We start from the raw sequence: 15,731 nt of genomic DNA on the forward strand, positions 1-15,731 counted from the left end.
GCGGCTGGCCGAACTGGCCCAGCTCGCGGGTGAGTTCGGCCAGGCCCTCGCGCAGCCCGCTCTGCCAGTCGCCGCCCGTGGTGTGCGACTGCACCTGCTCCTGCACCTGCCGGGCGATCCGCTGCATCTCGTCCCGCGCGGTGTCCATCGCGTCGCGCGCGGCCTCGCGGGCGGCCTTGGCCTGGCGGCGGGCGTCGCGCGCCTCCTCCTTGGCCCGGCGGCTCTCCTCCTTCGCCCGCTTGGTCTGCTCCTTCCACTGCCGCTGCGCGTCGCCCAGTCCGTACCGGCCCGGGCCGCTGTGGTCGTCGGGCTTGGTGTGGGCCTGCTGGGCGGCGGCGCGGACCTCCCGGCGCAGGTCCCCCGCGGCGCCCCGGACGTCCTCGCGGATCTCGGCGGCCAGCGAGGAGACCGACTCGCGGATCTCGGCCTCCAGACCGGCGATCTCGTCGGCGCGGGAGGCGAGTTCGGCCCGGCCGTCGGCGGTCAGGGCGTAGACCTTGCGGCCGCCCTCGGTGGAGTGGGTGACCAGGCCCTCCTGCTCCAGCTTGGCGAGCCGGGGGTAGACGGTGCCCGCGGAAGGCGCGTACAGGCCCTGGAAGCGCTCCTCCAGCAGGCGGATCACCTCGTAGCCGTGCCGCGGGGACTCGTCGAGCAGCTTGAGCAGGTACAGCCGCAGCCGGCCGTGGGCGAAGACGGGTGCCATGTCAGACGTCCTTCCGCAGCGAGGTGGCGTCGCCGCTCGCGTCGCCCGGCCCGCCGGAGCCGGACGGTCCCGCCGTGCTCGCCGGGTCGTCCAATGGCGGGCGGCGCAGCAGCGTCAGCGACCCGGACACCGTGGTGGCCTTGAGTCGTGCGGTGCCGCGGCCGATGATGCCGGTGATCCGCTTGGCGCCCCAGCTTCCGGAGACGCGCAGTTCGTCGAAGGCGCAGAAGACGTTGCCGCTGGTGGTGTTGGCGTCGACCTCGGCGTCACCCGGTTCGGGGATGCGTAGCGCGATCTCGCCGGAGACCGTGGTCAGCCGTACCTGGCCACCGGCCGACGGGTCCAGGTCGAGCACCATGTTGCCGCTCACCGAGTCCGCCCGGATCTCGCTGCCGGTGCCGTCGACCACGGTCAGGTTGCCGGAGACGGTGCTGAACTTCAGGTCGCCGGAGAGCGACTGCGCCTCGACGTTGCCGCCGACGGTGTGTGCCTTCACCGGGCCGCGCAGGCCGACCAGCGTGGCGTCGCCGTTGACCCCCTGGAGCGAGGTGGTGCCGCTGATCCCGGAGACCACCGCGTTGGCGCCGACCACGCCGACCTCGACCTTGGTGTGCTGCGGCACCGCGAGCGAGATCTCCGCGCGGCGGTTCCAGCCCTTGCGGTCCCACCACTTCGCGAAGCCGCTCCACTCCAGGTCGTCGTAGCCGACGCTGAGGGTGCCGTCCTTCAGCCGGACCTTCAGCGGCGGGCCCTCCAGCTCGGTGATCTCCACCCGGGCCGGGCCGTCGTCGGTGCCGACCACGTTGATCGCACCGTTGACGATCCGGACCTTCAGGGTGTCGATCCGCTCGTCGAAGACGAACTTTTCCGGTTCGGCGACGTGCCGCTCCGACGTGCCGCTCATCTGCCACTCCTCGGGTGCCGGCCAACGCAACATATCGCGTCTTCTGAGAGACACGATATATCGCGTGCTGCGCAAGTCAAGCGGTTGTTCCGGGAAACCGGCACCGGGGCGGTGGCCGGGTTCCCGGAAGGAGGGGGTTCCCGGAAGGAGGCGCGGGCGGCCCTGCGGCTACTCGTCGTCGTCCTCGTCGTCGAGCCGGGCCAGCCAGGTGGCCAGCCGCTCGACCGGGACCTCGAACTCGGGGTTGAGGTCGACGAACTCCCGCAGCCGGTCGGCCAGCCAGTCGAAGCTCACCTCCTCCTCGCCGCGCCGGTCGGACAGCTCCTCGATACCGCGGTCGGTGAAATACAAGATCTGCTCCGGAACAGGGGTGGGACGGGCGACGGACGGGCAGGAAAAACGCGGGATGCGCAGGGCTTGCGTGCCACCCGGGGCGGGCCGCGAGGCCGGCGGCCCGCGAGGCCCGCACACCGTCAAGGATAGGCAGTGTCCGGGAAGGCCCCCATGCAGGTCGGGCGGGCGATAGCCTTCCTAGCACTACCCGGCAATGGGGGGAATGTGCGCGTGCGGACGTCGGCAACCGGCCAGAAGGCCGCGGCATGCGGCGCAGCGCGCGCCCTCGTACGGAGCCGCGCCGCCCGCGCCTTCGTACGGAACGGTGCTACCCGCGCCTTCCCGCGGCCCCGGGCCGCCGGCGCCTTCGTACGGCCCCGCGCCTTCGTACGGCCCCGCGCCCTTGTGCGGACTCACGCCGCCCGCCGCGCGCCGTCGCGCCATGGCGGCCTCGCGGGAGCGCCGCCCGTCGGCGCCCGCCCCGCCGCACCCGTCCTCGTCCGGACCGTAGGGACCGCCGTCCGCGCCGCCGTGTGCGCCGATGGCGGGGCAAGGGGCGCACGGTGACGTCCGGGGGCGCATCGGAGCAGCTTGCCCAGGCTGCCGAGATCCTGGTCCCGCTCGCCGAGGAGGCCACCGTACGCATTCACGGCGCGGAGGCCGGGAATCCTCTCCTGGGCAGTGGCTTCTTCGTCGCGCCCAACTGGGTGCTCACCTGCGCCCACGTTGCGAGGGCCGAAGGGGAGGTGACACTCGTGGGCGCGCCGCGCAAGGAAGTGCGCGTCGGCTACCGCGACCAGCTCCTCGCGGGCGTCGTCGAGTGGGCCCAGCCGTCCGGCCCGGCCGCCGCCGGCATCCCCGGTCAGAGCCAGGGCCAGGACGCCGGCTTCGGCGGCGGGTCCGGGTTCGGCGGCGCGAGCCGCGGCCCCACCGGCTGGGCGGCCCCCGATCTGGCCCTGGTCCGCCTGGTCGACCCGCTCGAACACCCCTGCGTGTGGCTCACCGAGCGCACCGCCAAGGGCTACACCACCAACCCGGTCGCGTACTTCGGCTGGCTGCCGCTCGGCGGCGTCCTCATGCAGTACAGCGGCCGCTGCGTGATCAGCGGCCAACTCGGCGTCGGCGGCGGCGGGTTACTCCGGCTGAGCAACGACGACGAGATGCCGCAGGGCCTGTCCGGCGGGCCCGTGGTGGACCTGGTGCGCGGCGAGGTGATCGGCGTGCTGCAGGCCCGCCGCGCCGAGCGGGACGGCGGACTCGCCGTCAGCATCCAGCAGTTACGCCTGCTGCCGACCGCCGAGAACCCCGCGGACGACCTGTACCACCGGGTGATGACCGCCCATGACCTCTACCACGCCGACCGCCACAAGTTCCTGCTCAACCGGGACTTCTACGGCTGGACGGAGGCGCACAGCGAGATCGGCGCCGCCGCCGGCCGCGCGCTGACCCCCGGCCGCCGCACCACGCTGCTCGGCCTGCTCGCCCAACTCCCGCCGCCCTCCGGCGCCCGCGCGCTCGGCGACCTCGTCACCGAGGTGCGTGGCGGCGCCGGCCAGGGCTTCGCGGTGGCCCCGCGCGCCTGGCGTGACGGCCTCGGCCTGCTGTACGACCTGCGGCGCGGCTCCGAACTGGAGGCGGTGCTGCGATACGCGATGCTCGCGGCCACCGCCGAACGCCAGCAGCCCGCCCAAGAGTCCGACGAGCGGGAGCTGTGGGAGTGGGCCCAGTCCACCGCGGCCGACCAGGGCCTGAGCATGCTCTTCCGCAACTCGCTGATAGGAGAGCGGACGTCGCGGCTGCGGGTGCGCGGCGCCCAGGTGCCGCCGCAGGCGGGCCCGGAGCCGGGTCTGCGGGCCCGCGGCGAGGCCCAGTTGGAGATCATCCCGCGCGGCTGGGAGCCGGACCGCTTCGACTGGCGGGTCACGGTGTCCCCGGAGAGCGGTGAAGTCGACTGCGTGCACGAGGACTTCCGCGGCACCGCGGTCGCCGACCTGCCCGCGCGGCTGGCCGCGCCGCTCGCCGAGGCGTTCCGCCGCTGCGACGAGCCCGGCTATGTCGCCGCCCTCCAACTGGCCGTGCCCGGTTCGCTGATGGCCTTCGCCGCCGACACCTGGCGGCTCGATCCGGACGGCGGCACGCTCGGCGCGGTCCGCCCGGTGGTGGTGCGCCGTACCGACCCGCCGCCGGACACCGACCCGGCCGTCGCCGAGGAGCGGCTCAGCCGCTGGCAGGCCCTGCACCGCCTGCAACCCGGTGTCGAAGTGCTCGACTGCCTCGACTCGCAGCAGCGGTCGCTCCCGGAGGACGCCGAACTGCGCGCCCGGCCGAGGGAGATGCTGCCCGTGCTGTGCCGCAGCGGCGCCGCATCCCCCGAGGTGCTGCACCGGCTGCTGCGGTGCGGCTACTCGGTGGCGCTGTGGCGGCGCGACCCGATCGAGCCCAAGCGGATCTGTTCGGACCTCCACCGCGGTGTGCCGCAAACCGTCCACGCCGCCCGCACGGCCGCCGGGCTGCCCGCCCAACTTGCGGTCCTGCGCGCCGCCGTCGCCAAAGGTGTGCCGGAAATGTTCTGGTCGGGCGGCCTCGCGCTGCTTTACGACGATCCCACCCGACCCCTTCCAGGAACCGACGAGCTGCTGGAGACTCCATGACGAACACCGACACCCGGGATCGACGGGGGTACCGAGATGAGTGACGTGACCGAGTCCGGCGCGCCCGGCGAATGGCTCATCTACCGCGGCACCGGCGAACCCCACACCGGCATGGACCGGCTGCCGGAGCCGCCGCCCTGGCGGGACTTCGACGGCGGCCCGCTGGTCGGCAGCGGGCCGGGCCGGGACAGCTCCTCGGCCCGGCGGCTGGGCGCGTACCGGCACATGGCCGAGATGCACCGCCCCAGCCCCGAGGAGCTGGAGATGGTCAACGCGGCGCTCTACCTGCGCCGTCCGCTGCTGGTCACCGGCAGCCCCGGGGCCGGCAAGAGCACGCTCGCGCACGCGGTCGCGTACGAACTGGGCCTGGGACGGGTGCTGCACTGGCCGATCGTCAGCCGCAGCACATTGCAGGACGGCCTGTACCGGTACGACGCGATCGCCCGGCTCCAGGACACCCAGATCGCCGCGAACTCCGGCAACGTGCCGCCCGGCGGCATCGGCAGCTACATCCGGCTCGGCCCGCTGGGCACCGCGCTGCTGCCCACCGCGCAGCCCCGGGTGCTGCTCGTCGACGAGCTGGACAAGAGCGACATCGACCTGCCCAACGACCTGCTGAACGTCTTGGAGGAGGGCGAGTTCGGCATCCCGGAGCTGGAGCGACTGGCCGAACGCGAGCCGCAGGTCGACGTGTTGACCGACGACGGCACCCGCGTCACGCTGCGCGAGGGCCGGGTGCGCTGCCGGGCCTTCCCGTTCGTGATCCTGACCAGCAACGGGGAGCGGGACTTCCCGCCGCCGCTGCTGCGCCGCTGTATCCACCTGGAGCTGGGCCGGCCCGACCACGAACGGTTGTCGACGGTGGTGCGCGCCCACCTCGGCGACGAGGCCGCGACCGTCGGCGACGACCTGGTGCAGCGCTTCCTGGAGCGCTCGCGCAGCGAACTGCTCGCCACCGACCAGCTGTTGAACGCGATATACCTCACCCATCACGCGGCGCCACCCTCCCGCGCCCGGCTCGCGGACATGCTCATCCAGCGGCTCGACAGGCCAAGGTGAGGCGATCATGGCCGAGATGGGCCACGGACGGCACCCCGACGACGACCACGCCGACGACGACCTGACGGCGCGGAGCGCGCTGAGCGGCGGCGCGGCCGGTAGCCGGGAGAGCAGCCCGGACGGTGGCCTGGAGAACAGCCCCGAGCACAGCCCCGGGAACATCCCCGAGCGGCTCCCCGACAGCGGCCAGGGCGGCGGCACCGACGACGGTGGCCGCGCTGCCGAGCGTGCCCCGGACCCGCTGACCCGGGTGGTCAGCGCGATCAGCCGGGCCGGGCTCGACCCCGACCCCGCCGAGATCGCCGACGCCCTGTGGCTGGCCCGCTGGTCGCGCCCGACCGCCCGGCCCGACCCGGAGACCCTGGCCGGCCCGCACGGCGGCGGCGCCGGGGCGGGCGTGGACTACCCGCGCGCGCACCGCCCCGACGGCACCGACGGCGCCGGCACCCGCCTGGTCCCCCCGGCCCAGCCGCCATCGGTCCAAGTCCCCCCGGAAGAGCGCGTGATCAGCCTCTTCCCCGGTGAGGGCATCCCCGGCCAGGTCGGGCCCACGCCCGCCGGGGCCGCGCTCGGGGTGGCCGTCCCGGAGGCGGGCACCCTGCCCCAGCTGCTCGAACTCCAGTCGGCCCTGCGCCCGTTGCAGCGCTACCGCAGCCCGGCCCGCCCGCTGCGCGAGGAGCTGGACGAGGCCGCCACCGCCGAACGCGCCGCCCGCGCGGGCGGGTTACTGATGCCGGTCTTCCGCTCTGCCTCGCACGGCGACGCCGCGATGCAACTGCTCATGGACACCTCCTCCTCGATGTTCGTCTGGGAGCGGATGCTGCGCGAGCTGGCCGGCGTCTTCGAACGCCTCGGCGCGTTCCACGAGGTGCACGTCCGCTATCTGCACGCCACCCCCGACGACACGCTCGGCGTGAGCAGCCGTTTCGACCCCGAACCGGTCGGCCTGCGCTCCGCCGAGCAGCTCAGCGACCCCACCGGCCGCCGGATCACCCTCATGGTCAGCGACTGTGCCGGCCCGCTGTGGCGGTCGGGACAGGCCCACCGGCTGCTGCACCGGCTGAGCCGGCACGGCCCGGTCGGCGTGCTCCAGCCGCTGCCCGCCCGGCTGTGGAGCCGCACCCTGCTGCCCGTCTCCTACGGGGTGCTGCACCGCTCCGAGGGGATGCTGCTCTCCTCGCCGCTGCGGTTCTCACCCGGCGCGACCGGGGTGCCCGCCGCGCCCGAGGCGCTGCCGGTGCCCGTACTGCCGCCCACCGCCGCGGCGTTGGGCGCGTGGGCGCGGCTGCTGGCCGGGATGGGCGCGGGCGAGGTGCCCGCCGCCGTCGGCTGGGTGCGCGCCGACCAGCCCGCGGTCCGGGTGCGGCCGCGCCGGGCGATGGTGCCGGTGCCCGCGCTGGTCCGCCGGTTCCGCGCGGCCGCGTCGCCCGCCGCCGCCCAACTCGCGGTCTACCTCGCCGCGGCCCCGCTGTTCCTGCCGGTGATACAGCTCGTGCAGCGCACGATGCTGCCCGACTCCGGCCCGGCCGAGCTGGCCGAGGTGCTGCTCAGCGGCCTCGTGGTGCGCAAGAGCGGCGACGACCAGCGGTGGTACCACTTCGCGCCCGGCGTACGCGACGCGCTGCTCGGCCCGCTCGGCGTGGACGAGGCGCGCCTGGTGCTCAAGCACTGCTCGGAGTACGTCGAGCAGCGGTTCGGCAAGTCCGGCCCCAACTTCCCGGCCCTGGCCATCACCCAGCTCGCCGAGGGCCCCGGCGACCCGACCGCCGACGCCGCGGTGCGCTCCGCCGTCCAGCAGGCCGCCCGCGGCTTCGCGCCCGAGGGCGGTGGGTCCGGCGGCGGCCGGGGCGGCGAGGACGGCACCATCGCGGAGTCGCGGCAGCCGTTCGCGGAGGTCGCCGCGCGGGTGCTGGAGCGCTTCATGCCGCTGCCCGACGACGGCAGCGCGCCCAGCCCGTACCCCGCCGCGTACGAGGCGGTGCAGTCCTCCACGGTGGTGCAGCGGGCCCGGGACCTCGCGGACCGGTTCACCGCCGAGGGCATGGTGCAGAACCTGCTGGACGCGGTGGCGCTGCTGCGCCGGGCCGCCGCAGAGGAGCGGGTGCGCGGCCTCGACCCGGAGCTGTGGACCGAACTGGCCCAGCAACTCCTGCGGTTGTGGCGGCTGCGCGGCAGCTCCGACCTGCTGGACGAGGCCCGCGAGGCGGCCGAGACCGCCGCCGCCCACCACTCCTCCCTGCCGGCCCGCGCGGTGCGCGCCCGGGTGCTCCAGGCCACCGCCCAGGAACGCGCCGCCACCGGCGACAACCGCGGCGCGCTCGAACTGCTCCAGCGCGCCGACCGGGAGTTCACCGCCGTGTGCGCGGCGCCCGGCCTGGACTCCGCGAAGCTGCTCGACGCCACCCTGGAGCGGGTCGCGGTGCTGGAGGAGCAGTGGGTGATCAGCGGTGACGCGGTACTGCTCCAGGAGACGGTCGGGACGCTGGAGGCGGTCGCCGACTCGTGGCCGCCGCAGCGCTCCCGCCCCAGCGAACTCTCGCTCGCCCACGGCCGCGCGCTGCTGCGGCTGGCCGCCGCCGCCGGCAGCCGGGAGCGCCGGCAGACCTACGCCCAGCAGGCCGCGCGTTCGTACGCCGGCGCGCTGACCGCGCTGCGCCGCGAGGAGGCCGCACCGGAGGCCGTGACCGCCGCGACCCTCTGCCTGGTGGACGCCGAACTCCTGGCCGGCGGACGGCTGGTGGAGGCGCAGCAACTGGTGGACCGCGCCCTCGCCGAGACCCGTGACCGGCTCCAGCGGGCCGCGATCCTGGCCCGGGCCGGTCGGATCAGGGTGGCCAGGCACGCCGAGGGCGGCCGGCCCGGTGAACTGGAGGAGGCGGCGGACCGGTTCAAGGAGGCGTGCCGGCTCACCCCGCGGGACCGGACGGAGTACCCCGACCTGGTGGCCGAGTGGGGCGCGGCGCTGCTGGCCAGGTCGGAGCTGCCCGGCGGCTGGACGTTCGTCAACCGGGCGGTGCTGGTGCTGCGCGACTGCCGGATGGAGACGCCCGAGTCCGATCCGAAGCAGCCGGAGCGACTGCTGATGCTGGGGCGCGCGTTGATACTGCGCTACCGGGCCGAGCAGGAACTGGTGGACCTGCGCGAGGCCGAGCAGGTGCTCGGCCTGGCCGCGCAGGGCGCCGACGGGGCGGATCTGGCCGCGCGGATATGGTTCGAACTGGGCGAGTCGCACCGCCTGGTGCCCAACCACTCGCGGCGGCCGGAGCGGCTCGACCAGGCCGCGGACGCCTACCGCAAGGCGGCCGCCGCGGCCGCGGACGCCGCCCGTGGCTCCGCCGAACCCGAGCCCATGGTGCGGTTGGCGGCCAAAGCGCACCACTGGCGGGGCGACGCGTACGAGACGGCCCGCCGGCCGCTGGCCGCCGCGGACGCCTACCGCGCGGCCCTGCGCCAGTGGCGCCAACTCCCCGACGACGGCGGCGAGGAGGGCCGGGATACGGGTGCGCGCCTTGCCGCGCTGACCCGTTGACGCCCAGGTGACCGGCGTGCCTTCGGTACGACCGTGCAACTGCCTTGATCCGTGGGGCGATCGGGGCGATCGGGGCAGTCGGTGCGGCAACGGAGGCGACAGCCGCACACCTGGCAGGGCACCATGGACCTGACAGGTGTTGGCACGGAGGGGCGCAAGTACAGCGTGCCAGTGGGGACTTGGGTACAGCGGGACGACCCGACGGTTTGGGAGGCGCGCGATGGAGGAACGACCCTACGGCGGCGCGGAGGCGTACACCGACCCGGCGCTGCGCGAGGCCGGGATCGACCTGCTCGGCATGGACCTGGAGTCGCTGCGGACGGTACGGCACCCGGTACTGTCGGCACTGGTCAGCGATTTGCGGGAGCGGGTTGCCGCGCCGGGCAGCGAGGCGTTGTGGGGGTTCGACAACGACACTCCGTGAGCGCCGCCGCGCGCCGGCCTGCTTTTGGCCGCGCCCCGGAAGGGATACGGCCAAATCCCCGCCCGGGTGTTTGCTGCCCGGCGCCTGGCGGGAACAACCGCGAGGGCCGGCGGGAAGCCCCTCGATGGCCCACGCCCGGGGGAGGTGATGACGTGCGGCACACTGCCGGGGCACCCCGGCGGCCCGGCCCGGTCGCCGCCGCACCCGCCACCGGCCGACCAGGAACCGCACCCGGGCCCAAGACCACGCCCACATCGGCGCCCGTGCCTGCGGCCACGCCCGCGCCCGTGCCTGCGGCCACGCCCGCGCCCGTGCCCATACCGGCGCCCGCGTCCGTACCGGCGCTCGTGCCTGCGGCCACACCCGCGCCCGTACCGGCGTCCGTGCCCGCGCCCGGGTCCGCCCCCGAACCGCCGTACCCGATACGGCAGTTCATCCTCAAGACGCACAGCCGGTGCAACCTCGCCTGCACCTACTGCTACCTGTACGCGGGCCCCGACCACACCTGGCGCGACCGCCCCCGGGCCCCCGCGGACGAGGTGACCGCGCGCACCGCCGCCCGTATCGCGGAACACGCCGCCGCGCACCGCCTGACCGACGTCTCCGTGGTCTTCCACGGCGGCGAACCGCTGCTCGCCGGGGCCGAACGCCTCGCCGCGGACCTCGACTTGATCCGTACCGCGCTCCCGGCCGGCTGCACCGTGCACGCCAGCGTGCAGACCAACGCGACCCTGCTCACCCGCGAGAACGTCCGCACGCTCGCCGACGCCGGACTGCGGATCGGCGTCAGCCTCGACGGCGGCCGGCCCGGCCACAACCGCGAGCGCGTGGACCACGCCGGCCGCCCCGCTTGGCCGGCCGCCGCCGCGGGCCTGCGGCTGCTCGCCGCCCACGCGCCCGAGGCGTACGGCGGGGTGCTGTGCGTGGTCGACCTGCGGCACGACCCGGTCGAGGTCTACGAATCGCTGCTGGCCTTCCACCCGCCCGCGATCGACCTGCTGCTGCCGCACGGCAACTGGACCAGCCCGCCGCCCGGCCTGCCCGCACCGGCCGACGACCCGGCGCCCTACGGCCGTTGGCTGACCACCGTCTTCGACCGATGGTGGGACGCACCCGAACGCCGCACCCGGATAAGGCTGTTCGAGGAGTGCGTGGCGCTGCTGCTGGGCGTGCCCGCCGCGATCGAGCGGCTCGGCCTCCAACCGTTCGCCGCCGTCGTGGTGGAGACCGACGGCGGCATCGAGCAGGTCGACTCGCTCAAGTCCGCCTACGAGGGCGCCGCCGCCACCGGCCTCGACGTCTTCCGCAACAGCTTCGCCGACGCCCTCGCCCCCCCCGGCATCGCCGCCCGCCAGGCCGGCCTCGCCGCGCTCGGCGCCACCTGCCGGGCCTGCGCCCTGGTCACGGTCTGCGGCGGCGGCCACTACGCGCACCGCTACCGGGCCGGCGCCGGCTTCCGCAACCCGTCGGTGTACTGCGCCGACCTCGCCCACCTCGTCCGCCACACCGCCCACCGACTCACCCAGGCGGCCGACACCGGATTCGGCCGCCACACGACCCGGGAGATCATCCGGTGAACCCGCTCGGCACCACCACCCCCACAGCTGCCCCCGCCGACAGCGCACTTCCCGACGAGATGCTGCCCGTACTCGGCAGCACCGGCAGCACACCCCGGCTACTGGCCCTGCTCGTCTCGCACCAGCACGCACGCCGGTTGCTGACCTTGCGTGCCCTGCTGGAGGCGGTCGCGAACGCGCCCGCCGGTACCCTGCCGGACGGCACCGCCGACCGCGTGCTGCGCGACTGGAGGCTGCTGGAGGCCGCCGACCGCGCGGACTGCGCCGCCACCCGCCAGGTCGTGCAGTACCCGCATACCGGCGCCTGGGCGGAGCGCTGCCTACGCGCGTTGACCCGGCCCGGGCAGGCGCACCGCGCCGTCGAGGAGTTGCCGCACCTCGCCGCGCTGGCCGCCGCGGCGGCGGCCCGCGCCGGACTGCGCTTCAGTACCGAACTCCCGGTCCGCAACGGCATGGTGACGCTACCGACGGTCGGCGGCTACCGGCTGCCCGGCCGCCCGGACCGGGTCACCGTCGACGGCGACAACGGCCGGCTGCGGTTTCGGGTGTACCCGGCCGACGGCCAGGTACAGGGCGCGCCGGCCGGCCTCGCGACACGCACCGCACATGCGCCCGCGGTCGTCGCCGGACCCGGACCCCGCACCGTCGAGGTCCGCCGCGGCCCGGACGGCGTGTGGCGTTCGGCCGCCGCCGACTGGCAGCCGCTGCGGACGATCCGCGCCGGCGCCGGCCGCCCCGTCCTCATCGACGACACCGACCCCTACCGCGACGAGGAGAACTGCTCCTCCCCGCTCGGCCTGCCCGCCGCCGACCCGCTCGACATCGGCCAGTACACGCCCTGGCGCGCCAACTGGCACGACGCCCAGCAGTGGCTGCGGCTCGGCGGCGGCATCCGCGCGCAGGAGGCCGAGGCGCTGCTGGAGTGCTTCGTGCCACTGGCCGACCTGCCCAGCGCCCAGTGCAGCGCGACCCGCGGCGAGGCGTTCGGAGCGGTGCTGTGCAGCACCCCGCGCACCGGCCTGGAGTTGGCCACCACCGTGGTGCACGAACTCCAGCACACCAAACTGCTCGCCGTCTCCCACCTCACCGCGCTGCACACCGCCGACTCCACCCCCGGATACTGGGCGCCCTGGCGGCGCGACGCCCGGCCCTTCGACGGGCTGCTGCAAGGCGCCTACGCGCACCTCGCGCTGGCCGACTTCCACCTGGCGGTGGCGCTGTCGGCCGCCGCGTTCGCCGTCCGGGACAGGGCCTGGGCCGAGCACTGCCGCTGCCGCCAGCAGGTCGAGGTGGCGCTGCCCCAACTCCTCGGCTCCCGGGCGCTCACCACGCACGGACGCACCCTGGTCAAGGCCATGTCCGCGCATCACACTCGGTTGAAGAAACGTACCCCGCCGGACGGGCACCTCGCGCGTGCGGTGGCGTACACCGAGACCGCCCGGATGATCTGGCGCCGCACCAACGCGAACGTGGACGAGTGGCCGCGTCACAGCGTCGACGGCAGGCCGACGGGGGAACATTCGGTGTAGTTTCTGCCGCAGGGTCACCTGTCGGGCTGTCAGACACTACGCACGTACGAGGGAGTCGGTCGCTATGGCCGGAGGGCGGAACACCGCTGCGACAACTGCCGGGCGGGGGCCCGTGACGATCAGCTACGCGGGCTACAACCGGGCGTGGGCGGCGTGGATCGCGAGCCGGCTGGAACGGCACGGCCACCAGGTGGCGATGCAGCGTTGGGACATCAGCCCCGGCGAGAGCATCGAGCAGGCGTTACAAGACCTGTTGCTGGCCGACGGCACCGTACTGATCGTCCTCAGCGAGTGGTTCTTCCAACTCGGCCCGCGCAGCGCCGAGGAGTGGAACATCGCCCTGCGGGAGATCGTGCCGCCGCACAGCGAACGCTTCGCCGCGGTGTCGGTGACCTCCGCCTCCCTGCCCAGCGCGGTCGCCTCGCTCAGCGCGGCCGACCTGTGGGGCCTGGGCGCGGTGGAGGCCGAGCGGCGGCTGCTGAGCAGGCTGGGCATCACCGCTCCGCGTGGCAGCGGCGACACCCTCGGCGGCTCCAGCGGCCCGCGCTTCCCGCTGGAGCCGCCCGCCGTCTGGGGCAGCGTGCCCCGCCGCAACACCCGCTTCACCGGCCGCGAGCAACTGCTGTTCAACCTGCACCAGGAGCTCACCATGGCCCAGCCCGGCGCGGCGGTGGCCACCCTGCACGGCATGTCCGGCGTCGGCAAGACCCATATCGCCACTGAGTACGTCTACCGCTTCAGCCCCGAGTACGACGTGGTGTGGTGGGTGCGCGCCAGTGAGCGCGGCACTCTGCGCGAGAAGCTGGCCGGCCTGGCCCCGGCCCTCGGCCTGGTCACCGGGCGCGAATACGGCGAGCGGCTGCGCGCGGTGCGCGACTCGCTGCGCCGCGGGGATCCGTACTTCCGGTGGCTGGTGGTGCTGGACGGCGCGGACCAGCCCGAGGAGATCCACGACCTGGTGCCGACCGGCCCGGGGCATGTGCTGATCACCTCGCAGAACCGCGAGTGGGGCGAGCACAACAGCGTCCTGATCGACGTGCCGGTCTACGACCGTGACGAGTCGGTGGCGTTCGTCCGGCGGCGCGCGCCGCGGATGGACCACGCCGACGCCGACAAGCTCGCCGACGCCCTCGGCGACCTCGCCCTGGCCCTCGACCAGAACGCGGGCGCGCTCAACGACTCGAACATGGCGGTCGACGACTACATCGAACTGCTGCGCCGCGGCGCCGACGTGGAGTCCGGTCTGAAGGTCGCCGCCGACTTCCAGATGACGTACTTCACCGCGTTCTCGATACTCCTCAACCGACTGCGCGAGGACAAACCGGAGGCCGTCGACCTGCTGCGGCTGTGCGTCTTCTTCGCGCCGGGCCCGATCTCGGTCCGGCTGGTGCGCGACGTCACCGTCCGCGACGTGCCGGAGCAGCTCGCCGGGCTGATGGAGGACCCGCTGCTGTGGACCTCGGCGGTCGGCAAGCTCGCTCAGTGGGCGGTGATCCAGTCCGACTCGCTGGAAAACGCCCCCGACGAGGCGGTCGGCGCCGCCGACGTGATCCAGATGCACCGGCTGGTCTACCAGGCGGTGCGGGCCGACATGCCCCATGAGGAGCAGAGCCTCTACTCCCGGGTGGTCCGCAAACTGCTCGCCGCCGCCGACCCCGGCCGCCCCACCGACACCCGGCTGTGGTCGCGGTACGCCGAGATCGTGCCGCACCTGGAGGCGTCCGGCGCGCTGGATTCCACCAACCCCGAGATCCAGCAGACCGTCCTGAACTGCCTGCGCTACCTCTACGTGGCCGGCGAATACCGTGCCGCCATCGCGATCGCCGGGGTCGCCGCGAAGAAGTGGTCCCGGTTGATGGAGCCCAACCACCCCAAACTGCTGGACATGGCACACCACCGGGCCAACTGCATCCGGGCGACCGGTGACTACGCCACCACCGAGCGGCTCGACCGCGAGGTCTATGACCGGCTGCGGGCCGACCGGAGCGAGCACGACCTGCTGACGCTGCGCGCGGCCGGCAGCCTCGCCGCCGACCTGCGCGGCCTGGGCCACTACGAGGAGTCGCTCGACCTGTCCCGCATGGCCAGGAACGGCTACGCCGAACTCGTCGGCGAGCAGGACGCCGGCACCCTCAGCGCGCAGAACAACGTCGGCGTGAGCCTGCGGCTGCTCGGCCACTACCACGAGGCGCTCGACCTGGACCGCAGAACCCTGGAGGCGCGCCGCGAACTGCTGCGCGACCGCAGCAACTGGACGCTCTCGTCGGAGAACCACTACGCCCACGACCTCCGGCTGGTCGGCCAGTACGACCACGCCACCTCGGTGCAGGAACGCAACTGCGACATCCACCGCGGCGTGCTCGGCGCCGACAACCCGCAGTCGCTGCGCGCCGAGCACAACCTCGCGCAGTGCTACTACCGGGCCGGCGACCGGCCCCGCGCCGCCACGGTGATGGCCCGGCTGCTGGAGCGCTGCCAGCGGGTGCTGGGCGACATGGACCCGCTCTCCGTCCGGGTCGCGGTGACCTACTCCACCTTCGAGCGGGAACACGGCGACCTGGACCGGGCCAGGGAACTGAGCGAGTTCTGCATGGACCACTACCGCGGCCGGTTCGGCGAGCGCCACCCGTACTCCGCGGGGATGCTCGCCAACCACGGCCTGCTGCTGCGGGCGGCCGGCGAGCGGCAACAGGCGCAGATCCACGTGGAGGAGGCGCTGACCGCGATGACCCGGGTGGTCGGCGCCGACCACCCGTGGACGCTGGGCTGCGCGCTCAACGTCGCCGCGGCCCGCAATTTCGACGGCGATCCGGAGAGCGCCGCCGATCTCAGCCGCATCACCGCCGACCAGGCCGCGATGCGGCTGGGCAAGCACCACCCGCTGACCCTGTCGTGCCGGATCGCGCTCGCCACCGACCTGCGCAACCTGCGCAAGCGCCAGGAGGCGGACAAGATCGAGGAAGAGGCGCTGGCCGCGCTGTCCGCCACCCTCGGCCCGCAGCATCCGCACACCGTCTCCGCC

General features: G+C 74.3%; 10 protein-coding genes. 7 read left to right on the forward strand and 3 right to left on the reverse strand.

The genetic code is table 11. The features are described from left to right. The 3 genes from AC13HU_RS13835 to AC13HU_RS13845 all read right to left on the reverse strand — a co-directional run. A partial coding sequence (locus AC13HU_RS13835; RefSeq protein ID WP_483042135.1) for a PadR family transcriptional regulator occupies positions 1–703 on the reverse strand: 703 nt, incomplete at its 3' end. A gap of 1 nt (position 704) precedes the next feature. Continuing rightward, positions 705–1,607: a DUF4097 family beta strand repeat-containing protein gene (locus AC13HU_RS13840; RefSeq protein WP_483042136.1), complete on the reverse strand. Its 903-nt coding sequence runs from the start codon at positions 1,605–1,607 to the stop codon at positions 705–707. A gap of 168 nt (positions 1,608–1,775) precedes the next feature. Further along, a complete protein-coding gene (locus AC13HU_RS13845; RefSeq protein ID WP_483042137.1) occupies positions 1,776–1,958 on the reverse strand; it encodes a DUF6104 family protein in 183 nt (60 codons plus the stop codon). A 545-nt stretch (positions 1,959–2,503) separates the two neighbouring features. On the opposite strand from AC13HU_RS13845, the gene AC13HU_RS13850 reads away from it, so the two are divergent. The 7 genes from AC13HU_RS13850 to fxsT all read left to right on the forward strand — a co-directional run. Next, positions 2,504–4,591 carry a VMAP-C domain-containing protein gene (locus tag AC13HU_RS13850; protein ID WP_483042138.1) on the forward strand — a complete coding sequence of 696 codons (2,088 nt, stop codon included), beginning with the start codon at positions 2,504–2,506 and terminating at the stop codon, positions 4,589–4,591. A 36-nt stretch (positions 4,592–4,627) separates the two neighbouring features. Next, a complete protein-coding gene (locus tag AC13HU_RS13855) occupies positions 4,628–5,650 on the forward strand; it encodes an AAA family ATPase (RefSeq protein ID WP_483042139.1) in 1,023 nt (340 codons plus the stop codon). A gap of 7 nt (positions 5,651–5,657) precedes the next feature. Then, a complete protein-coding gene (locus tag AC13HU_RS13860) occupies positions 5,658–9,179 on the forward strand; it encodes an SAV_2336 N-terminal domain-related protein (RefSeq protein WP_483042140.1) in 3,522 nt (1,173 codons plus the stop codon). A 220-nt stretch (positions 9,180–9,399) separates the two neighbouring features. Beyond that, positions 9,400–9,603 carry an FxSxx-COOH cyclophane-containing RiPP peptide gene (gene fxsA, locus AC13HU_RS13865; RefSeq protein ID WP_483042141.1) on the forward strand — a complete coding sequence of 68 codons (204 nt, stop codon included), beginning with the start codon at positions 9,400–9,402 and terminating at the stop codon, positions 9,601–9,603. Between the two features lie 383 nt (positions 9,604–9,986). Then, complete coding sequence (locus AC13HU_RS13870; RefSeq protein WP_483042144.1) at positions 9,987–11,180, forward strand: FxsB family cyclophane-forming radical SAM/SPASM peptide maturase; 1,194 nt, start codon at positions 9,987–9,989, stop codon at positions 11,178–11,180. After that, on the forward strand, positions 11,177–12,709 hold the full coding sequence (locus AC13HU_RS13875; protein WP_483042142.1) for an aKG-HExxH-type peptide beta-hydroxylase: 1,533 nt from the start codon (positions 11,177–11,179) through the stop codon (positions 12,707–12,709). Before AC13HU_RS13870 ends, AC13HU_RS13875 begins: the two co-directional genes overlap by 4 nt. A 64-nt stretch (positions 12,710–12,773) precedes the next feature. Continuing rightward, on the forward strand, positions 12,774–15,731 hold a 2,958-nt coding region (fxsT, locus tag AC13HU_RS13880; protein ID WP_483042143.1), incomplete at its 3' end, for an FxSxx-COOH system tetratricopeptide repeat protein.

This window comes from Streptomyces sp. NH27 (assembly GCF_056859195.1).